The sequence below is a fragment of the Dietzia timorensis genome (assembly GCF_001659785.1).
In the GTDB taxonomy this organism is placed as follows: Bacteria; Actinomycetota; Actinomycetes; order Mycobacteriales; family Mycobacteriaceae; genus Dietzia; species Dietzia timorensis.
Window position 1 is genome coordinate 655,761 of record NZ_CP015961.1, and the last position, 20,135, is coordinate 675,895.

19 protein-coding genes are annotated in these 20,135 nt (G+C 66.9%); 18 read left to right on the forward strand and 1 reads right to left on the reverse strand.

Features of this window, described 5'->3' with window-relative positions; genetic code table 11:
* Nucleotide 1 precedes the first annotated feature (1 nt).
* The 8 genes from folP (at nt 2) to panD (ending at nt 6,357) form a co-directional block, all read left to right on the forward strand.
* Complete coding sequence (folP, locus tag BJL86_RS03030) at nt 2-880, forward strand: dihydropteroate synthase (protein WP_418235953.1); 879 nt, start codon at nt 2-4, stop codon at nt 878-880.
* Nucleotides 873-1,244, forward strand: a complete 372-nt coding sequence (folB, locus tag BJL86_RS03035) for a dihydroneopterin aldolase (RefSeq protein WP_067478607.1) — start codon at nt 873-875, stop codon at nt 1,242-1,244. Before folP ends, folB begins: the two co-directional genes overlap by 8 nt.
* Nucleotides 1,245-1,288: 44 nt before the next feature.
* Nucleotides 1,289-1,840: a 2-amino-4-hydroxy-6-hydroxymethyldihydropteridine diphosphokinase gene (gene folK / locus BJL86_RS03040; protein WP_067478610.1), complete on the forward strand. Its 552-nt coding sequence runs from the start codon at nt 1,289-1,291 to the stop codon at nt 1,838-1,840.
* Nucleotides 1,841-1,845: 5 nt separating this feature from the next.
* Nucleotides 1,846-2,331 (forward strand): DUF3180 domain-containing protein, encoded by a 486-nt coding sequence (locus BJL86_RS03045; protein WP_067478604.1) that lies wholly within the window; start codon nt 1,846-1,848, stop codon nt 2,329-2,331.
* A gap of 70 nt (nt 2,332-2,401) precedes the next feature.
* The gene (locus BJL86_RS03050; RefSeq protein ID WP_156896121.1) at nt 2,402-3,934 is read left to right on the forward strand and encodes a DUF6779 domain-containing protein; all 1,533 of its coding nucleotides are present in this window, start codon (nt 2,402-2,404) and stop codon (nt 3,932-3,934) included.
* Nucleotides 3,935-3,941: 7 nt separating this feature from the next.
* Complete coding sequence (locus BJL86_RS03055) at nt 3,942-4,925, forward strand: Rossmann-like and DUF2520 domain-containing protein (protein ID WP_075844814.1); 984 nt, start codon at nt 3,942-3,944, stop codon at nt 4,923-4,925.
* A gap of 38 nt (nt 4,926-4,963) precedes the next feature.
* On the forward strand, nt 4,964-5,848 hold the full coding sequence (gene panC, locus BJL86_RS03060; RefSeq protein WP_075844815.1) for a pantoate--beta-alanine ligase: 885 nt from the start codon (nt 4,964-4,966) through the stop codon (nt 5,846-5,848).
* 92 nt (nt 5,849-5,940) lie between these two features.
* Nucleotides 5,941-6,357, forward strand: coding sequence for an aspartate 1-decarboxylase (panD, locus tag BJL86_RS03065; protein WP_067477524.1), 417 nt, complete (start codon nt 5,941-5,943; stop codon nt 6,355-6,357).
* Between the two features lie 23 nt (nt 6,358-6,380).
* Here the strand turns inward: panD and BJL86_RS03070 are convergent, their stop codons facing one another.
* Nucleotides 6,381-7,517, reverse strand: a complete 1,137-nt coding sequence (locus BJL86_RS03070; protein ID WP_067477521.1) for an acyl-CoA dehydrogenase family protein — start codon at nt 7,515-7,517, stop codon at nt 6,381-6,383.
* Nucleotides 7,518-7,631: 114 nt separating this feature from the next.
* Here BJL86_RS03070 and BJL86_RS03075 point away from each other — a divergent pair, with 114 nt between their 5' ends.
* From BJL86_RS03075 to BJL86_RS03120, 10 genes are all read left to right on the forward strand, one after another.
* The gene (locus tag BJL86_RS03075) at nt 7,632-9,137 is read left to right on the forward strand and encodes an aldehyde dehydrogenase family protein (RefSeq protein ID WP_067477518.1); all 1,506 of its coding nucleotides are present in this window, start codon (nt 7,632-7,634) and stop codon (nt 9,135-9,137) included.
* A 34-nt stretch (nt 9,138-9,171) separates the two neighbouring features.
* Nucleotides 9,172-10,125: an oxygenase MpaB family protein gene (locus BJL86_RS03080; RefSeq protein WP_067477514.1), complete on the forward strand. Its 954-nt coding sequence runs from the start codon at nt 9,172-9,174 to the stop codon at nt 10,123-10,125.
* 134 nt (nt 10,126-10,259) lie between these two features.
* Entirely contained in the window at nt 10,260-11,477 is a 1,218-nt protein-coding gene (locus tag BJL86_RS03085) for an acetyl-CoA C-acetyltransferase (RefSeq protein WP_067477511.1), read from the forward strand.
* 49 nt (nt 11,478-11,526) lie between these two features.
* Nucleotides 11,527-13,719, forward strand: a complete 2,193-nt coding sequence (locus tag BJL86_RS03090; RefSeq protein WP_067477508.1) for a 3-hydroxyacyl-CoA dehydrogenase NAD-binding domain-containing protein — start codon at nt 11,527-11,529, stop codon at nt 13,717-13,719.
* On the forward strand, nt 13,716-14,525 hold the full coding sequence (locus BJL86_RS03095) for an enoyl-CoA hydratase-related protein (RefSeq protein ID WP_067477505.1): 810 nt from the start codon (nt 13,716-13,718) through the stop codon (nt 14,523-14,525). The genes BJL86_RS03090 and BJL86_RS03095 overlap by 4 nt, the downstream gene beginning before the upstream one ends.
* Before the next feature lie 30 nt (nt 14,526-14,555).
* The gene (locus tag BJL86_RS03100; RefSeq protein WP_067477502.1) at nt 14,556-16,151 is read left to right on the forward strand and encodes a long-chain-fatty-acid--CoA ligase; all 1,596 of its coding nucleotides are present in this window, start codon (nt 14,556-14,558) and stop codon (nt 16,149-16,151) included.
* Nucleotides 16,152-16,208: 57 nt separating this feature from the next.
* Nucleotides 16,209-17,018: an MlaE family ABC transporter permease gene (locus BJL86_RS03105; RefSeq protein ID WP_067477499.1), complete on the forward strand. Its 810-nt coding sequence runs from the start codon at nt 16,209-16,211 to the stop codon at nt 17,016-17,018.
* 35 nt (nt 17,019-17,053) lie between these two features.
* Nucleotides 17,054-17,893, forward strand: a complete 840-nt coding sequence (locus BJL86_RS03110) for an MlaE family ABC transporter permease (protein ID WP_082908697.1) — start codon at nt 17,054-17,056, stop codon at nt 17,891-17,893.
* A complete protein-coding gene (locus BJL86_RS03115; protein WP_067477492.1) occupies nt 17,893-19,092 on the forward strand; it encodes an MCE family protein in 1,200 nt (399 codons plus the stop codon). The genes BJL86_RS03110 and BJL86_RS03115 overlap by 1 nt, the downstream gene beginning before the upstream one ends.
* The gene (locus BJL86_RS03120) at nt 19,089-20,132 is read left to right on the forward strand and encodes an MCE family protein (protein WP_067477491.1); all 1,044 of its coding nucleotides are present in this window, start codon (nt 19,089-19,091) and stop codon (nt 20,130-20,132) included. The genes BJL86_RS03115 and BJL86_RS03120 overlap by 4 nt, the downstream gene beginning before the upstream one ends.
* Nucleotides 20,133-20,135: the final 3 nt, after the last annotated feature.

Consider the following 20,135-nt stretch of genomic DNA (forward strand, 5'->3'; position numbering starts at 1 on the left):
AGTGCTCCCGGCGAACCTCGCGCCCGATCGCTGTGTCGTGATGGGCGTCCTCAATGTCACCGAGGACTCCTTCTCCGACGGCGGGCAGTACCTCGACACCGCCGACGCCGTGGCCCACGGGCGCGAGCTCGTCGCCGAGGGCGCCGACATCGTCGACGTCGGCGGGGAATCGACCAGGCCGGGCGCCGTGCGCGTGCCCGCGAACGAGGAGGCCGCCCGCGTCGTGCCCGTGGTGCGCGACCTCGCCGCGGCCGGCGCCGTCGTGAGCGTCGACACGATGCGCGCCGCCGTCGCCGAGCAGTCCATCGCCGCCGGCGCGCACCTCATCAACGACGTCTCGGGCGGCATGGCCGACCCGGACATGGCGCGGGTCGTCGCCGAGTCGGGCGTTCCGTGGATCCTCATGCACTGGGTCAGTCCCGACGATTTCGCCTCGGGCGCCGGCGGCGCCGCACACACCGGTTCCGACGTGGTCGCCGACGTGATCGCGCACCTGCGCGGCCGCGTCGACGCTGCGCTCGCCGCCGGGGTGCGGCCCGAGCAGCTCATCCTCGACCCCGGCCTCGGCTTCGCGAAGACCGCGGAGGACAACTGGGAGCTGTTGCGGCGCACGGACGAGCTCACCGCGCTCGGGTACCCGGTGCTCATCGCCGCCTCGCGCAAACGCTTTCTCGGCACACTTCTCGATGACGGCGCAGGTCCCCGCCCCGCAGCCGGCCGCGACCACGCTACCGCTGCGATCTCGGCGATGGCCGCGCGCGAGGGCGCGTGGGGTGTGCGCGTCCACGACGTCGCCCCGAGCGCGGACGCCGTGCGGGCGGCCGCAGCCTGGCGCGGCGAGGGAAACGGACGACGAGCCCGGAAGGGGAGCGATGACTGACCGCATCGAGCTGCGCGGGCTGAAGGTCCGCGGCAACCACGGAGTGTTCGACCACGAGCGCCGCGACGGGCAGGATTTCTTCGTCGACATCATCGTGTGGGCGGACCTTACCGCCGCTGCGGTGTCCGATGCGCTCGCCGACACGCTCGACTACTCGGCGCTCGCGGAGATCGCCTCGGCGATCGTCGGCGGTGAGCCGTGCGACCTCATCGAGCGCGTCGCCGGCCTCATCGCAGATGCTGTGATGGAGCGCGATTCCCGGATCCTCGCCACCGAGGTGACCGTGCACAAACCGCAGGCCCCGATCGACGCGGAGTTCGCCGACATCGCTGTCGTCGCGTGCCGCGAGAGGGGGCGCCAGTGAACTCCGGGCCGGCCCACACCTCGCCCCTCGGATTCTCCGCGCCGATGTACCACACGGTGCTCTCGCTGGGCTCCAACCTCGGCGACAGCGAAGCGCTCGTCGCGTGGGTCGTCGCCAATGCGCGCCAGCTCGGCAGCGTGAAGACCGTGTCCAGCATGTATTCGACGCCGCCGTGGGGAGGGGTCGAGCAACCCGATTTCCGCAACGTCACCATGGCCGTCGAATCCGAGTACACCCCGCGCCAGTGGCTCCTGTGGGGAAGCAACCTCGAGGCCCGCGCCATGCGTACCCGCGAGGTCCGCTGGGGCCCGCGCACCCTCGACGTCGACGTCATCGCCTCCTGGCTCCTCGCCGATGACGGCGGACCCCTCGATGTTTTCTCCGACGATCCGGACCTTCTCCTGCCTCATCCCCGCGCCCACGAGCGTGCCTTCGTGCTGACCCCGTGGCTGGAGATCGAGCCCCACGCCAGGCTGCACGGACGGCCGATCGACGAGCTTCTCGCCGAGACGCGCGCGGACGAGCGCGCCGCGATCCGTCTGATCGGACCGGTGCCGGACGTCGACCCCGACCAGCCGCCGGTCTGCGCGGAGTAACCGCCGTGGATCGGACCTCGTGGCTTACCGTCGTCCTCGTCGCGGCGTGCTCCGTGGCCGCCGGGATCGGCGCGGGTGTGCGGCTATTTTCGTCGATGCCGCCGCTCACATACGTCACGATTATCCCGCTCTCCGTCGTCATAGGTGTGGATCTGTTCCTTGGGTGGCGGGTGCGCGCGGCCGTGGAATCCGAGCGCGTGGGGCTCGACCGTTCGCAGTTGAGTCCGCACACCATCGTCGTCGTGCTCGCGCTGGCGAAGGCGTCCACGATGCTCGGGGCCGTGGTCGCAGGGCTCGCCTCGGGCTATGCCATTCCGCTCGCGGGGCGCGCGGGCGAGGTATCCGCGGCGTCGTCGGATCTACCGGTCGCGATCGTGCTCGCGGTGCTCGGCGCCGTGCTGTGCGGGGTCGGTCTGCTGGTGGAAACCTGGTGCAAGGTTCCGCCGGGCGACGATCAGGCCGAGCGCATGCGCGGCGCCTCGCCCGCCTGAATCGGCACATCTGGCCACATTGGTCACATCCGTTGACCTGCGCACCGTATGACCGGGTAATGTGCGGGGTATGAGTGCCGATCGTCCACCGCAGCAGCCGCACCCCGGCAACCAATGGCCCTCCCAGGGCCCATGGGAGCAACAGGGTGATGCGCCGCGGCCTGCCGGGGAGTCTCCGCAGGTCCACGGCGTCCCGGTGGAGTCCGGTGGGCGGCGCCCGGAGGCGGAGCGGCCGAAATCGGCGCAGTCCGGTCTGCGCATGGCGCAACTGGCGATGGTGGTGCTGTTCGCCCTCGCGATGGTGGCGACCGTCGTCATGGTGTTCAGCGATAACGAGCTGTGGATGCGCATCGGTCTCCTCGCCGCGCTGTGGTCCGCGCTGGTCGGGGCCCTGCTCTTCGCGCGCGAACGCCGCCAGGCGCAGACGTCGGCGGACCGCGAGGCCGAGCTCAAGCGCGTGTATTCGCTCGAGCTCGAATCGGAGGTTTCGGCGCGACGGGAGCGGGAGCTGAGCCTGCGGGAGGAGCTGCGCGAGGAGGTGCGCGCGGAGAACGAGGAGTCGATCAGCTCGCTTCGCGTCGAGGTCATGGCGCTGCGCAGCCAGCTCGAGCAACTCGGTGTGCAGCCGATCGTCGACGGCGATCCCGCAGTTGGCGCGCGGACCGCGCACCCGCTGCTCGCCGGGCGCGCGGGCGGCACCGGGAACGAGTCTCGCTCCTGGCACAACGAGCCGCAGGAGCCGCAGGAGCGCCCGGTGCCCGAGGGGCCCGCCGCCCAGGAGCGCCCCGTGGCACAGACCCCGCCGCGCCCGCGGCCGTATGACGAAATGCCCAGCACCGAGGTCACCTCGTCGATGCGAAAGCTCCGTCCGGAGACACCCACTTCGGGCGTGTCCGGCGCTTCGCCGTGGGCGCCACCCAGCGCGCCGGCAGCGCGAGAGGTGCAGCCCGACGAGGTCGTCGCCCCCGAGGTTCCCTCGTACCGGCAGGAACAGTCGCCCGAGCCCGCCACCGGGTTCGAGCCCGCCCCTGTTGCCGAGCCAGAGCCGAAACTCGCAAAGACGCCTGAGCCGGCGCCGGAACCCGAGTACAGCTCCGGGCCGCACACCGACCGCTTCCGCTCTTTCGAAGGATTCCGGCTCAGCGCGCCGCCGTCGTTTACCGACGATGCGGAACTGCCCGACTTCGACGCGCCGACTGGTTTCGAGCCCACCACGAACGTAGAGTTCCGCGAACGGACCGCGTTCGGCGCCGAGCCGCAACCGACTACAGAACCCGCGCCCGAGGAGGCACCTATCTCACATTCCGTCCCCGAATTCTTCGGCCGTCACGGTCGCTCTGCCGCCGACGAGACGCAGGTGGGCGAAGCCGCGAGTGTCGATTCCTATGCGCCCCGCCACGGCCGGGCCGCGCAGGAGCCGAACACGCAGGCGCCGACGGAACCGTCCGCGGAACCGGCGCCCACAGGGCGCCGCGCGGCCGCAGAGCCCACGGGTTCGCGGCACGCCGATTCCGGCGGAACCTCCGTCGCGGACCTGCTCGCCCGTCTCGGCGACGGCGGACAGTCCTCCGGCGGCGGTGGCCGTCGCCGCCGCGAAGACTAGGGGAGTGATGGACTCTCCCGCGCTGCCCTCGCTGGGCACCCCGGCGCGGCTTGCCGTGGGCATCGTGTCCGCGGGCCGCGTGGGCGTCGCGCTCGGCGTGGCGCTCGAACGCGTGGGCCATGTCGTCGGCGCGGCGACCGCACGCTCGGAGGCCTCCCGCGACCGTCTCGCTCGGCATCTGCCCGGGGCCCGGATCGCCTCGCCCGCCGACGTCGCCCGGTCCAGCGAGCTGATCGTGCTCGCGGTCCCGGATTCCGCGCTCTCCGACGTCATCCGCGAATTGGTCGACTCCGGCGCGGTGCACTCCGGCCACATCGTTGTACACACGGCCGGGGCGTTCGGCGCGGACGTGCTGCGCCCGATCCACCGGCTCGGCGCGGTCGTTGCGGCGATCCACCCGGCGATGACCTTCGCCGGCACCCCGGACGATGCCGAGCATTTCGACGGCTGCGGGTGGGGAGTGACGGCGCCGGACGAGATCGGCCAGGCCGTCGGCGAATCCCTGGTCCTCGAAACCGGCGGGCGGCCGGTGCGCATCGAGGAGGCGCAGCGCCCGCTGTACCACGCGGCACTCGCGCACGGCTCGAATCACCTGGTCACACTTATCGCCGATGCGCTGCTCGCGCTTGAGGCGGTGATCGGTGTCCCCGGCGACGGAACTGCGCTCACCCACATGCCCGCTTCTTCGCTGGAGGCGCAGGAGGAATCGCTTGACCCGGATGCACTCGCGTCGCGCCTCCTCGGCCCGCTCGTGCGGGTATCGCTCGAAAACGCGCTCGCCGCGGGCGGGGCGTTTCTCACGGGGCCGGTGATGCGCGGCGACGTCGGCACCGTGCGACGGCACCTCGACGTGCTCGGTCGCACGGACGCCGGGATCGCCGAGAGCTACCGGGCGATGGCCCTGCGCACCGCCCGCAAGCGGAGGTCGGGGAGCGAGATGATTTCGGCAATAGAGAATAATGGGCCCGGCGAACAGAACGAGCACCATTAAGCACTAACGAGCACTGACGCCGAAGGAGGCGCACGCCAATGACCGCAGGAGGTCGCCCGACAGGCCCCGGATTCCGCCCCGGGGAGCTCACGGTTCACCATTCGGCGCGGCAACTGCAGCGCACGACCGCCGCGCTGCGCACCGCCGGGAAACAGGTCGTGCTCGTGCCCACGATGGGCGCGCTCCACGACGGGCACCTGCGTCTTGTCGAGATGGCTCGGCGCGTGCCCGGCGCGGTCGTGGTCGTGTCGATCTTCGTCAATCCCCTGCAGTTCGGGGAGGGCGAGGACCTCGAGGCCTACCCGCGCACCCTGGACGCCGACATCGAGGCGCTCCGCGAAACCGGCGCCGAGCTCGTGTTCGCGCCGAACGCGGCGGAAATGTATCCCCAGGGGGCGCGTACCACGCTGTCGGCGGGCCCGCTCGCGACCGAGCTCGAGGGTGCCGTCCGGCCCGGGCATTTCGACGGCATGCTCACGGTCGTGCACAAGCTGTTCAACATCGTCCGCCCGCACCGGGCGATCTTCGGCGAGAAGGACTACCAGCAGCTCGTGCTCATCCGGCAGATGGTCGCCGATCTCGACATGGAGGTCTCGGTCTCCGGGGTGCCCACCGTCCGCGAGTCCGATGGCCTCGCGATGAGCTCGCGCAACCGCTACCTCGACCCGGAGCAGCGCGAACAGGCCGTCGCGCTGTCGGCGGCGCTCGTCGCCGGCGCGCACGCCGCCCCGCGCGGGGCCCAGGCCGCGGTGGACACCGCGCGCTCTGTGCTCGCCGAGGCGCCCGGCCTCGAAATCCAATACCTCGAGGCCCGCTCGCCCGATCTCGGCGAAGCCCCGGATTCCGGCGAGGCGCGTCTTCTCGCCGCCGTCACACTCGGATCGGTGCGGCTCATCGACAACGTCGGCATCACCATCGAGTAGTCCGCGCCCGCAGCGCTTTTTCCGGTTTCCGCCTGTCCCGGCGTATTCTTGACGCGTTCGAAGTTTTCCGATGCCCTGGAGCGCCGACGCACATGCAACGGACAATGCTCAAGTCCAAGATCCACCGAGCAACTGTGACCCAGGCCGACCTCCACTACGTCGGCTCCTGCACCATCGACGAAGATCTCATGGACGCCGCCGACCTGCTCGAGGGCGAGCAGATCGACATTGTCGACATCAACAACGGCAATCGCCTCACCACGTATTGCATCGCAGGCGACCGTGGCACCGGCGTGCTCGGCATCAATGGTGCCGCCGCGCATCTTATCCACCCCGGCGACCTCGTCATCTGCATCGCATACGGAATCATGGATGACGCCGAGGCCCGCGATTTCTCGCCGCGAGTGATCTTCGTGGACGAGAACAATCGAGCGCTGTCCGAGGGGAACGACCCGGCGAACGCGCCGAACGGCTCGGGGCTGATCAACCCGCGCCATCCGGACGCGTAGACGGGAGACTCGGGTAGACCCCGCTACAAGCCATACGTCTTGCCGATGATGTCGCGCTGAATCTCGTTGGTGCCGCCGTAGATCGACGACACCACGGCCTGGCGCAGCAGCCGCTCGATCCCGTACTCGGTCGCGTACCCGTATCCGCCCATCGACTGCATGCATTCGAGGGTCACCCACTTCGACAATTCTGTGGCCTTGAGCTTCGCCATCGACGCCTCGCGCGGGAACAGCGCGTCCGGATCGGCGTCTACCTTCTTCGCCACCGCGTACACGAGGAGTTTGGTCGCCTGGATCTCGGTCGCCATGTCCGCGATCCGGTGCCGCAGCACCTGGAACTTGCCGACGGGCCGGCCGAACTGCTCGCGCTCGGAGACGAACCGCAGGCACTCGTCGAAAGCTCGCTCGGCGACACCGAGCTGCATCGCCGCGAGAATGAGCCGCTCGATGTTGAGTCCGGACATGAGCTGCGCCCATCCGCCGTCGACCTCACCGATCACCGCGTCGGCGGGCAGCCGGACATCGTCGAAGTAGAGGTCATTGACCTCGCGGCCTCCCATCGTGTCGATACCGGAGATGCGCAGGCCCTCTATGTCGGCGGGGACGTCGAACATCGTGATCCCCTCGTGCTTCGACCCGGAAGAGGACGTGCGTGCGACGAGCAGGATGCGGTCGGCGAAGTGCGCATTCGAGCACCACGTCTTCTGCCCGTTGATCACCCAGTCGTCGCCGCTGCGTTCCGCCTTGCACCGCAGGGCGCCTACATCGGAACCGGCGCCCGGTTCGGACATCGAGATCGACAGCGTCCCGCCTTCGGCGAGGAGGCGGAGTGCGCGCTCGCGCTGTTCGGCGGATCCGAATTTCTTGTACGCCGCGCCCGCGATGAGGGTCGGCCCGATGCTCCCGATCGGAGCGAGCCCGTACATGCTGCGCTCGAGCAGGATGCACATCTCCGTCGCGCCGGCGTCGGCACCGCCGAACTCCTCGGGCACCGTGATCCCGAGCCAACCGAGCTCGGCCATCTTCGAGTAGATCTCTTGACTGTGCGTTCCCCCGTCGGCGAGGGAACGCGACTTTTCGAACGACCCGATTTCGCGTGTGCAAAATGCGTCGATCGATTCCGCGAAGGCGGTCTGCTCCGAACTAAAGGTGTCGAACATCGATTACTCACTTTCCGTAGCGCACTGTTGTATGGAGTGTTCCTGCGCTACTATGGCCCACATCACAACAAAGTACATCAAATATATTTGATCGGAAATGAAACGAGGGTATCAATGAGCGTCCAACAGGACACGCCGAGCTCCGCCCCGGCGAGGACATTGCGCGTCTCCGACCCCCGCACCGGGGAGGTTGTCGGAGAATATCCGTATGACGGCGCCGCTGAGGTTCGCGCGGCCGTTGGGCGCGCCCGCGGCGCCTTGCGCTGGTGGACGACCCAGGGCGCCCGGGGGCGCAAGGAGTGGCTGCTCGAATTCAAGCGGCTCATTGCCGGGCGCGCGGAAGACCTCGCGGCGCTCATCTCGGCCGAGACCGGCAAGCCTCACGAGGACTCGATTCTGGAGGTGATGCTCGCGGTCGGCCACCTAGAGTGGGCGGCGAAGAACGCGGGCAAGGTCCTCGGCCGCACGCGCGTCCCGTCCGGCGCGACCATGATCAACCAGGCCGCTTACCTGCAGTATCAGCCCTACGGCGTCGTCGGTGTCATCGGACCGTGGAACTATCCGCTCTTCACCCCCATGGGCTCGATCTCCTACGCGCTTGCCGCGGGGAACACCGTCGTGTTCAAGCCCAGCGAACTCACCCCCGGAGTGGGGGCGTGGCTCGCCGAGGCGTGGTGCTCGCTCGGCCCTTCGGGTCAGATCATCGAAGTGGTCACAGGGGAGGGCGAGACCGGCGCCGCACTCTGCGATTCCGGCGTCGACAAGATCGCGTTCACCGGATCTGCGGCGACGGGTAAGAAGGTCATGGCCGCCTGCGCAAAGACGCTCACGCCCGTCGTGATCGAGGCAGGCGGCAAGGATGCGATGGTGGTCGCCGCCGATGCGGACCTCGACGCCGCAGCCGAGCAGGCTGCCTTCGGCGCCATGGGCAACGCCGGCCAAACCTGCGCAGGGGTCGAGAGGATCTACGTCGCCGAGGAGGCGTTCGACGCCTTCGTCGGCAAGTTCACCGCCATCGTCCGCTCTCTCGAGCCCGGCAATTCGGAAGAATCGAGCTACGGGCCGATGACGATGGAGTCCCAACGCGAGATAGTCTCCCGCCACATCGCAGACGCGCTCGACTCCGGCGGGCGCGCGGTCCTCGGCGGGCGCGATTCCGCGAGCGGCCGCGTGTGCGCGCCGGTCGTGCTCGTCGACGTTCCGGAGGAAAGCGCCGCGGTTCGCGAGGAAACCTTCGGACCGACCGTCGTCATAAATAGGGTTGCGGACCTGCACGAGGGGGTCGAGCGCGCCAACGGAACCTCCTACGGGCTCGGTGGCTCGATCTTCACCGGCGACAAGACGGCGGGCCTCGAGGCCGCGGAAATGATGAACGCCGGCGGGGTCTCGGTCAATTCGTTCCTGTCCTTCGCGGCCATCCCGTCCCTGCCCTTCGGCGGCAGCGGCGACTCCGGCTTCGGCCGGATCCACGGCGCCGATGGGCTGCGCGAATTCGCCCGGCCGAAGGCGATCACCTCGCAGCGCTTCGCCCCGCCGCTCGCGCTGATGACGATGAATCGCAAGCCACGAGACGTCAAGGCGGTCAAGTGGCTGCTCGCCAACCTGCAATCCAGGGCATGACGTCCCCTCGCCCCTTCACGACGGAGGTTTACCCATGACGACGCACATCGATTCCCGCAAAGTCGATCCGATCGCCGAGGTGGCGGGACGAAGAATGCCGCTGCGCCGCCACCACTGGGTCGACGTCATCGACTCCCTCGACCCGGTCGCCGACGCGCCTACGATCCACAAGATCATGGCGGCCATCGAATTCCCGTGGGACTACCAGCGCGCGCTCGAACTCGCCCTGTTCCGTACCTACTGCGTGCCGACGGTGTCCGATCTACTCGAGGCTACCGGCGAATTCAAACATCGGCCGCAGAAGCGCTACGACGACACCTCATTGCTCATGATCGAGCTCGTGCTCGGCGGCTACGAAGAGGGGAGAGGGCGGGATGCGCTGCGCATGATCAATCGCAACCACCAGCGCTACGACATATCCAATGACGACATGCTGTACGTGCTCTCGACGTTCGTCTTCGACCCGCTCGACTGGATCGACGCCTACGGCTGGCGAAGGCTGCGCCCGAATGAACGGCTCGCGGCGTTCCACTTCTACCGCGAAGTGGGTATCCGCATGGCGATCAAGAACATCCCCACCGACATGGGCGAGTTCCGTAGCTGGCGCGACGAATACGAGGCCACGCATTTCGCCAAGACCTCCACGACCGTCGCCGTCGGCGGTTACACGATGGGCCTTTTCCAATCGTGGTTCCCCGCGCCCGTCCGGCCCGCTGTCAAAGAGGTGGTCAAGGCTCTCGTCGACGAAAACATGCGGATGGCCTTCGGTTACTCCACGCCGCCGAGGGCGTTGCGTGTGGTCGCCGAGGCCGGCCTGCGGGCGCGCGCCCGAGTGGAGCGGCTCATGCCCGCGCGAAGCGCGCCGATGGACATCGGGGACGGAAAGTATCCGACGTATCCGGACTACGGCGCCGATACCGATATCGGTGGCATCGGCGCGTGTCCGTTTCATTCGGCGCGCAACGCGCCGAATGCGGACGCGGCCTGATTCGGCGGTCCGGGGCGACTGCTTGCGAGTTCGGCGGAAGACGTCACACCATGCACATATATGTGATCTGATCTATTTAACCTTAAATGAGCATTGCGCTCCTCGGGCACGAGGAAGCGACGAAAGGAAGACCGATGACCGGTCAAGATGCGTATATCTTCGACTCCGTTCGCACCCCGCGCGGGCGAGGCAAGGCCACCGGGTCGTTGCACACGATCCCGCCGATCGAGCTCGCTGTCGGAGTCATCAACGGGCTACTCGATCGGAATCCGAACGTAGATCGGTCCCAGATCGAAGACATCGTCATGGGGATCGTCTCCCCGGTAGGGGAACAGGGCGCGGTACTTCCGCGTGTGGCGGCGCTTGCGGCGGGGCTTCCCGAATCCGTCGCCGGCGTCCAGGAAAATCGTTTCTGCGCGTCAGGCCTCGAGGCGGTCAACCTCGCGGCGCAAAAGGTTCGCTCCGGCTGGGAGGACTTGGTTCTTGCAGGCGGTGTCGAGTCGATGTCGCGGGTTCCGATGGGCTCCGACGGCGGCGCGTGGGCGGAGAACCCGTCGGTCAACTACCGCACGTCCTTCGTGCCGCAGGGCGTCGGAGCCGACCTCATAGCGACGATTGAGGGGTTCGGCCGCAGGGACGTCGACGAATTCGCCGCCCGCTCGCAAGAGCTGGCCACAGCAGCCTGGGCCGATAACCGCTTCGGCGGTTCCATTCTCCCCGTCGCCGATTCGAACGGCGCGCTCGTGCTCGACCGAGACGAACACATCCGCTCCGGCACCACGGCCGACGATCTTGCGGGACTGCGCCCCTCGTTCGAGGCGCTCGGCCGAGAGGCCGGCTTCGATGCTGTTGCTCTACAAAAGTATTACGAGGTCGAGGCTATCGACCACGTGCACCACGCGGGCAACTCCTCGGGCATCGTCGACGGGGCGGCGCTCATGCTCATCGGCAGCGAGGAGGCCGGCACACGCAACGGTCTCACGCCGCGGGCGCGCATCGTCTCGGTCGCGGTCGTGGGATCGGAACCGACCATCATGCTCACCGGGCCGACTCCGGCGGCCGCCAAGGTTCTCGCCAAGGCCGGGCTCACCATCGACGACATCGACCTCTTCGAGGTCAATGAGGCCTTCGCCGCCGTCCCGATGAAGTTCTCGAAGGACACCGGGGCACCGATGGACAAGATCAACGTCAACGGGGGATCCATCGCCATGGGGCATCCGCTCGGTGCCACCGGGGCGATGATCCTCGGCACCGCCCTGGACGAACTCGAACGCACCGATCGCAAACGCGCACTCGCCACCCTCTGCGTCGGCGCGGGCATGGGCATCGCGACCGTCATCGAACGCGTCTAGCCGCGCCCTCACTCCCGTCCACGCCTCCCTTACCGCACCGGAGAAATTCATGGCTACCAACACCATCAACTACTCGATCGACGACGACGGCGTCGTCACCCTCGAGCTCGACGACCCGAACCAGAACGCCAACACCATGAACGAGAACTACGTTTCGTCCATGGAGAACGCCGTCGCCAAGATTGTCGACGAACACGAAAGCGGAAAGGTCTCCGGCGTGATCATCACGTCCGCGAAGAAGACATTTTTCGCAGGCGGCGATCTGCGCGACCTGCTGGCGATCCCCCTAGACGAGCCGGCGGCCGCACAGGACACGACGGACCGAGTCACAGCGCCGCTGCGCGAACTCGAGACGCTGGGAATCCCCACGGTCGCCGCGATCGCCGGCTCCGCGCTCGGAGGCGGGCTGGAAATCGCGCTGTCCTGCCACCGCCGCATCGTCGTCGACAACCCGAAGATCCAGCTCGGTCTTCCCGAGGTCGGCCTCGGCCTCCTTCCCGGAGGCGGCGGCGTCGCCCGCTCGGTCCGGCTCCTCGGCGTCGAATCCGCACTGATGAACGTGCTCCTCGAGGGCAAGCGCCACCGCCCGGACTCCGCGTTGCAGGTCGGCATCGTCGACGACATCGTCGCGAGCGCAGAGGAGCTGATTCCCGCCGCGAAAAAATGGATCGCCGAGAATCCGGAAAGCCGACAGCCATGGGACGAGAAGGGCTACACGATGCCCGGTGGTTCCCCGAAAGACCGGAGCCTGAGCTCCAAATTGCCGATGTTCCCGGCACTGCTGCGCAAGCAGCTCAAGGGCGCGCCATACCCCGCGCCGATCGCGATCATGTCCGCAGCCGTCGAGGGCGCGCGGCTCGGCTTCGACGATGCCCGCACCGTCGAACGCCGCTACTTCGGTCACGTCGTCGCAAGCCAGACCGCCAAGAACATGATCCGCGCGTTCTTCTTCGACCTGCAAACCGCCAATGGTATGACGTCGCAGGCCGCGAAATCAGTGGACAAGCCCGTCGACAAGCTCACCGTACTCGGCGCCGGAATGATGGGCGCCGCCATCGCCTACGTGTGCGCGAAGGCCGGCATCGACGTAGTCCTCAAGGACATCTCGATCGAGGCGGCGAACAAGGGCAAGGACTACTCGGAGAAGCTCGTCGACAAGTCCGTCTCTCGCGCATCGGGCGAGGCCGCGGAGGTCGCACGGAAGCGGGGCGCCGAGCTCCTCTCGCGCATCACCCCCACCGATGACCCGGCCGCGACTGCCGGCTCCCAGGCCGTCATCGAGGCCGTCTTCGAGGATCCCGACGTCAAGACCAAGGTCTTCGCCGAGATCGCCCCCTACATCGAGGCCGACGCGCTGCTGTGCTCGAACACCTCGACCCTCCCCATTACGGAACTGGCCAGAGGGATGGACCGCCCGGCAGACTTCATCGGACTCCACTTCTTCTCGCCCGTGGACAAGATGCCGCTCGTCGAGATCATCAAAGGCGAGCAGACCTCGGCGGAAACGCTGGACCGTGCGCTGTCGATCGTGGGCAGAATCTCCAAGACCCCGATCGTCGTCAACGACTCCCGCGGGTTCTTCACCAGCAGGGTCATCGGCACCTTCACGAACGAGGGAGTGTCGATGCTCGGCGAGGGCATCCCCGCCTCCCAGATCGAACAAGCCTCCTCGCAGGCCGGGTATCCGGCGCCGGTGCTCTCGCTCATGGACGAGCTCACGCTCACCCTCCCGCGCAAGATCCGCGAGGAGACCAAGGCCGCGGCGCAGCGGGAGGGCAAGGGCTGGGTCGAAAGCGGCGCCGACGCCGTCATCGACCGAATGATCGACGAATTCGACCGCAAGGGCCGCTCGACCGGTGCCGGTTTCTACGAGTACTCGGACGGCAAGCGCACGCGACTGTGGCCCGGCTTGACGGAGAACTTCGGCGGTACGAGCGAGATCCCGATGCGCGACGCCATCGACCGACTTCTGTTCATCGAAGCGATCGAGACGGTCAAGTGCCTCGACGAAGGCGTCCTCGAATCGACCACCGACGCGAACGTCGGCTCGATCCTCGGTATCGGCTATCCCGGCTGGACCGGTGGAGTTTCCCGATTCATCGATCAATATCCCGGCGGGCTGGCAGGATTCGTAGCACGTGCAGGCGAGCTCGCCGAGCGATACGGCGAGCGATTCACACCGCCGCAGTCGCTTGTCGCGAAGGCGGACTCCGACGGGACCTACGAGGAGGTCCGGGCATGACCGGGACGAACTCCGGGCGCGACGCGCTCGCCGTCGATACAGACGACCTCGGCATCGCCACCATCACCATCAACCGCCCCGAGGTGATGAACGCTTTCGACATTGCAACCATGGAAGCGCTCGGGCAGCTCGTGAGCGAGGTCGCCGCCGAACAGTCCACCACCGTCATCGTTATCACCGGCGCCGGCGACGCATTCACCACCGGCGCGGACCTGCAGTCACATGGCGGCTCCAGCGAGCCGCCCGAGGTTTCCGCGCGCCGCTCGATGGATGCGGCCGCCGCGCTCGTTCGCACCATTGTCCGCGTCCGGGTCCCGGTCGTTGCGGCCGTCAACGGCCCAGCGGCGGGTGTGGGCGTCTCCGTCGCCCTCGCCGCGGACATCGCCGTGCTCTCCTCCAGCGCCTACCTCTTCTTCGCGTTCAGCGGATTGGGACTCATGCCTGACGGCGGGGCCACCGTTCTCCTCGCCGCAGCGATAGGTCGCGCGCGGGCGAACGACGTGCTTTTCGGGGCGAAGATGGTTCCGGCCGGCGAGGCGGAAACGATGGGCATCATCGCCGAATCGGTCCCGGTCGAGGAATTTTCCGAGCGGGTCGGCAAGCGAGCCCGCCGACTCGCCCGCGGACCCCGGAACGCGCTGGCCATGACCAAGGCAGGCGTCAACGCCCCGATCCTCGCCGAGCTCGACGCAGCCCTGGACCGCGAAACTCACGGCCAAACAGAACTCCTCACCGGACCCGAATTCGCCGAGGGCGCAGCCGCGATGCTCGGCAAGCGACGGCCAGACTTCGTATCCCTCCGCTAACCCAGCCACATTCGAAAGTAGGCACCGACGATGTCCGACACCCACAGCACGTACACCGCCAAAGCCCTGTCTCCCGAACTGCAGAAGTACCGCCGCAACACCTGGAACAACTGGGTGAATATCCACGCGGAGAGCAAGCCCGACCGGCCTGCGTTCCGCTTTCTCGGCCAGGAAACGACGTGGGCCGAACTGCGCGATCATGTCGGGAGGTTCGCCGATGCCCTGTCTCGCCGCGGAGTGGGCGCCGGAGACCGCGTGATGATCATGGCGCTCAACTGCACCGAGTTCGTCGAAGCCGTGCTCGGCGCCAACGAGATCGGCGCCATCGCGGTGCCGGTCAACTTTCGCCTGACCCCGGCGGAACTGGCCTACCTGGTGGGCGATTGCACGCCCAAAGCGATCGTCACCGACTCGCTCCTCGCGCCCCTCGTGCCCGCGATCGAGGCCGCCGGAGGCGACACAGGCTTCCACGTCGTCATAGGTGGCGAAACGGGAACCGAGGGGCAAGAGACCTGGGAGGACCTTCAGAACGAGGGCGGCGAACCGCATCCGCCGATCGATGTCGAGGAAGACTCGGTGTCGCTGATCATGTACACCTCGGGCACGACGGGCCGGCCGAAGGGCGCGATGCTCACGCACATGAACATGGTTGCCCAGTCGCTCACGTGCATCCGGGTGTTCCGCGTGTTCCACGACGAAGGGGTGTCGATCTGCGCGGTGCCGATGTTTCACATCGCCGCGCTCGGGTCGATGGCGCCCAGCTTGCAGGTCGGCGCACTCACCGTGATCAACCCGCTGCAGGAATTCAATCCTGGGCAGGTGCTCGACACGCTTGAGGCGGAGAAGATCACCGCGGTGTTTCTCGTTCCGGTCCAGTGGCAAGCGGTGTGTGCCGAGCAGCAGAGCAACCCGCGCTCACTGGTGCTCGAGAACATCTCCTGGGGCGCCGCACCGGCGACCGACACGGTCCTTCGCGCGATGGCCGAGACGTTCCCCGACGCCCGCAACTCTGCGGTCTTCGGACAGACCGAGATGGCCCCGGTGACCTGCTCGCTCGATGGCGACGAAGCGCTCCGCAAGATCGGCTCGGTCGGTCGGGTGATCCCGACAATCCAGGCTCGTGTCGTCGACCCGCTCGGCGAGGACGTCGCGCCCGGCGAGGTCGGCGAGATCGTCTACCGCGGCCCGACGATGATGGCCGGTTACTGGAACAAGCCGGAGGAGACGGAGAAGGCGTTCGCCGACGGTTGGTTCCATTCGGGAGACCTCGTGCGCGTCGACGACGAGGGATTCGTGTACGTCGTCGACCGGGTCAAGGACATGATCATCTCCGGCGGCGAAAACATTTATTGTGCGGAGGTCGAGAACGCGATCGCGGGACACGAGCGGATCCGCGAGGTCGCGGTCATAGGGAAGCAGGACGAGAAGTGGGGAGAGGTGCCGGTCGCCGTCATCGCCATGGCGGACGAGGGGCCCGACCTCACCATCGACGAACTGCGCGAGTACCTCGCCGAAAAGTTGGCAAGCTACAAACGGCCGAAGGAACTCGTATTCGTCGACGCGCTGCCGCGCAATGCCTCCGGCAAGGTCACCAAGCACACCCTGCGCGCGGACGTCGCCGTCTAGTGACGACCGAGTCCGTTCGTTGAGTCGCGCACACCCTCCGACTCGAGGTCCGCAACAGTGTCATTCCACCTGCCGCCAACCAAAGGCCCCATCGCAGACCTGGGGAGCCAGGTCGGCGCCCTGGTCAGCTTCTCCGTCTATACCCTCTTGGCCTGCGCCCGGATCGTTCTGACGGGCCGTCTCAAGCTCGTGGAGACGCGCGACCAAGCGCTGTTCATCGCGCGTGTGTGCACGGTTCCGGCTCTGCTGCTGATGCTCCCGGTGGGGGTGCTGGTCGCTGTCTCGGTGGGTGAGCTGGCAGGCAGACTCGGTGCCGGCGGTTATGCCGGTGCGGTCGTCGCGTTCGTGGTCATCGGCCAGGCGTCGGCACTCGTGTGCGCACTCATGCTCGCCGGAGTCGGCGGTTCCGCGATCTGCTCGGACCTCGGCTCGCGCACGATTCGCGAGGAGATCGAGGCCATGGAGGTCATGGGGATCGATGTCGTGGAGCGTCTCGTCGTTCCTCGTATCGTGGCCACGATTCTCGTCGGCGTCGTCATGTGTGCGGTGGTGACGGCGGTGGGAGTGTTCGCCTGTCTGCTGTATCAGGTGTACGTCCAGGACGAGTCGGCGAGCGCGTTCCTATCCACCATGAGTGCCTACGGCCGACCCTCCGACCTGTGGATGGCGATGGTCAAGTCGGTGGCGTTCGCGATCATCGCTGCACTTGTCGCCAGCTTCAAGGGACTCCACGCCGCAGGGGGATCCTCGGGCGTCGCCGACGCCGTCAACGAGACCGTCGTCCTCGCTTTCATCACGGTTTTCGTGGTGAACACGGTGCTGTCCCAGGTCTATGGTGCCGTCGTTCCGTCCGTGGGGAGCTTCTGATGACCACGTTCGGAATCCGCGACACGACCACGGCGATGAAGGTGCGGCGGATCGGCCGTGTATTCCATCCGATCGTGCGATTTTTCGTGGAGATCGGTGTCCACGTGACATTCGCCGCACGTACCGTGACGAGCTTGCCGGTGGCGGTCCGCCGCTACTGGCCGGAGATTCTCCGCCAGATCGTCGACGTCGGGTTCGGGTCGCGGTCGATGATCGCCGGTGGAGGAACCATCGGAGTCGTCTTGGCGATGTCGGCCGTCGCGGCGATGATGGTCGGGGTCGAAATGTACCGGGGCATGGAGCTCATCGGGATGACGACGCTGTCCGGAATGATCGGCGCGATGGCCAACACCCGCGAGCTCGCACCGGTCGTTGCCGCGATCGCGGTGGCAGCAAAGGTGGGGACGGGGTTCACCGCGAAGATCGGCGCGATGCGGATTTCCGATGAAATCGCAGCCCTCGATGCCATGAGCGTCCCGGCAGTCCCGTACCTCGCCGGAACGAGGCTGATCGCGAGCCTGATCTGCATAGTCCCCCTGTACACCGTTGGACTTCTCGCTGCCTACATCTCGACACGCTTGACGGTCGTACTCATCAATGGCGGCGACCCGGGCACCTACGATCATTATTTCAACCTGGCGCTCACGCCGACGGACATCGCCTATTCGATGGTCAAGGCGATCGTGTTCTGCGTCGTCATCGTGTTGGTGCATTGTTCCTACGGATACAACGCATACGGCGGCCCCGAAGGCGTCGGCCGAGCGGCGGGACGAGCGCTACGGGCGTCGATTTTGACGGTTGGCTTTCTCGATGTGATTCTCACATTCGCGCTGTGGGGCATGATCCCGAAGCTGTCGGCGCTGGGGATCACCTGATGTCGCGCCGCTCCCGGGAAACCACAGATGGCGCATTCGCCGTGCGCGGGATTGCGGCGGCGCTCTTATTCGTGCTTCTCGGCGGTCTCCTCGTGGCAAAGGGTGCCGGGGTGCTGAACATGGATGTCGAAGTCACCGCTCAGCTTCCGGCCGGAGCGGGGCGAGTCCCGAACAATGCGCAGGTGACCTATCACGGTCTGCCGGTCGGGAAAGTCAGAAGCTCGGACGGTAAGAGCATCGGGGACAAACTCCCGGGGGCGTACCTCACTTTGCAGATCGGCAAAACCCACGCGGCGCAGATCCCTGCGGATGCGGTGGTGCGAGCGGTACCCAGAACGCTATTCGGGGATGTCGAGATCGACCTTCGCGATCCTCCGTCCCACACCGGTACCGGACTTCGGGATGGGGCCGAATTGGCCTTCGATGATTCGGAGGAGGCCGTCCAGCTGTATGACGTGTACACGCGGACAGTCGATGTCCTCGGTGCCCTCGAACCCGAGAAGCTCCAGACGACGATGACCGCGCTTGCGCAGGCCCTCGACGGGCGGGGCAAGACTCTCGGGCAGATGATCGACGATGCGGATTCCGCCGGTGCCCAGCTCATGCCCGGGCTCGAGAAGCTGGCCGAGGCGACCCCGGAGATCGCGGTGCTATTCCGTGACATCGATGGCGCCACTCCCGAGTTGCTCGAGACGCTGGATAACGCGACGCAGACCTCGCAGCTGGTACTGGATCGCGAGAACTCGATCCGAAATGTGCTCGGCGCAGGGTTGAATATCTCCCGCTCGGGTTCGGACTTTCTCGGCGACAATGTCGGCAACGCGAGCAAGGTGATCAACGATTCGACGACCATCACCGGAGCGGTCTCGTCGGTGCCGAACTCCCTCAGCACGACGATCAGGGGGATGGACGACTTTGCCGATAAGGGGAAAACCGTCTTTGCGACCGGCCTGTTCGACATCACGGCGGTTCCCAGCTTCCAGGACCCGATGCCTTATGACGCTTCCGATTGCCCCCAGGTGGGCGCCCTTCGCGGAGTGAGCTGCGGCAACGTCGTCAATGTGACGCGAGAACGCGAGCAGCTGGGTGAGCTGCAGGAACTGTCGGACCCGGATTCCGGCGAGGTCGCCGCAGCTACCACACCCATGTGGACCATGGCGGCGCCGATGACGCGAGGGCTGGAGGTGCATCCGAGATGAGAGCCGCCGGTACCGCAGCTACTGTGAAGCTCCTCGTCTATTGCCTCATCGGGGTCGTCGCGTCCGTGCTCGTGGTCAATAGCCTCCGCCCACCGCTCGGGTGGGGTGCTCACACCTACTCGGCGGAATTCACCGGAGCCGAGGGGTTGTCCCCTGGTAGCGACGTCGCCATCACGGGGGTCAATGTCGGTCGGGTCACGGACGTAAGCCGTATGACGGCGGAGGACGGTACCGTCACGGCGGTTGCCACATTCGAGGTGTCGAGCGACCAACCGATACGGCGCGGTGTCCGTGCCTCCGTGCGGTTCGGGGACATGCTCGGCGTCAAGTATCTCTCGCTGGACCCTCCGGACGGACAGACGTCGGCGCTCTCGAACGAAGATCCGCTACCGGAGAACTCTCGAATTCCCATAGAGCGAACAACCGGGCCGCTCGACCTGACTGCCTTGGTCAATGGGTTCAAGCCGCTCTTCGAGTCGATTGATCCCAACCAGATCAACGCGCTCACCGAAACGATCATCGCCGCGTTTCAAGGCGAACCCGGTGCCCTCGATCGCATGCTGAGCCGGCTGGCGCTCGCGAGCAGGGACCTTGTCTCCCGGTCGGACGTGTATAGCCGGCTCATGTCGAACCTGGGCGATCTGGAACGAGACCTCTACGACCGTCGTGACGACCTCGAGCGACTGATCGACGGTCTCGGAACCGTGTCCGAGGTGCTGGCCCGGAACGACGGTCGAGACCTCGCCGACCTCATCGACAATGGCGATGCCACCGTCGCGACTCTCTCGTCCGCGATCGCCAGCAACGACCCGTCGATTCGCGCGAACATCTCCACGGCGCGGGTGGTCACCGACGACTGGATACCGAACACCCGGGAGTTCGACGGTGCGCTGGGCCGAGCGGACGCGTTTTTCACCACGGCGACCAGGCTCACCGACTATGGCGGTTTCGTGAGCCTTTACATGTGCAACTTCACCGTTTCCACCGGCCCGGAGGAGTTCAATTTCTTCGGTGAACCGAATTCCGAGGTGTGCCAGTGAGAC

Bases quoted from the DNA above. Each gene is read 5' to 3' on its own strand.
- BJL86_RS03120 (WP_067477491.1), top strand. From the start codon at position 19,089: ATGAGAGCCGCCGGTACCGCAGCTACTGTGAAGCTCCTCGTCTATTGC.
- panD (WP_067477524.1), top strand. From the start codon at position 5,941: ATGCAACGGACAATGCTCAAGTCCAAGATCCACCGAGCAACTGTGACC.
- BJL86_RS03075 (WP_067477518.1), top strand. From the start codon at position 7,632: ATGAGCGTCCAACAGGACACGCCGAGCTCCGCCCCGGCGAGGACATTG.
- BJL86_RS03070 (WP_067477521.1), bottom strand. From the start codon at position 7,517: ATGTTCGACACCTTTAGTTCGGAGCAGACCGCCTTCGCGGAATCGATC.
- BJL86_RS03085 (WP_067477511.1), top strand. From the start codon at position 10,260: ATGACCGGTCAAGATGCGTATATCTTCGACTCCGTTCGCACCCCGCGC.
- BJL86_RS03080 (WP_067477514.1), top strand. From the start codon at position 9,172: ATGACGACGCACATCGATTCCCGCAAAGTCGATCCGATCGCCGAGGTG.
- BJL86_RS03090 (WP_067477508.1), top strand. From the start codon at position 11,527: ATGGCTACCAACACCATCAACTACTCGATCGACGACGACGGCGTCGTC.
- BJL86_RS03115 (WP_067477492.1), top strand. From the start codon at position 17,893: ATGTCGCGCCGCTCCCGGGAAACCACAGATGGCGCATTCGCCGTGCGC.
- BJL86_RS03055 (WP_075844814.1), top strand. From the start codon at position 3,942: ATGGACTCTCCCGCGCTGCCCTCGCTGGGCACCCCGGCGCGGCTTGCC.
- BJL86_RS03095 (WP_067477505.1), top strand. From the start codon at position 13,716: ATGACCGGGACGAACTCCGGGCGCGACGCGCTCGCCGTCGATACAGAC.
- BJL86_RS03050 (WP_156896121.1), top strand. From the start codon at position 2,402: ATGAGTGCCGATCGTCCACCGCAGCAGCCGCACCCCGGCAACCAATGG.
- folK (WP_067478610.1), top strand. From the start codon at position 1,289: ATGTACCACACGGTGCTCTCGCTGGGCTCCAACCTCGGCGACAGCGAA.
- panC (WP_075844815.1), top strand. From the start codon at position 4,964: ATGACCGCAGGAGGTCGCCCGACAGGCCCCGGATTCCGCCCCGGGGAG.
- BJL86_RS03100 (WP_067477502.1), top strand. From the start codon at position 14,556: ATGTCCGACACCCACAGCACGTACACCGCCAAAGCCCTGTCTCCCGAA.
- folB (WP_067478607.1), top strand. From the start codon at position 873: ATGACTGACCGCATCGAGCTGCGCGGGCTGAAGGTCCGCGGCAACCAC.
- BJL86_RS03110 (WP_082908697.1), top strand. From the start codon at position 17,054: ATGAAGGTGCGGCGGATCGGCCGTGTATTCCATCCGATCGTGCGATTT.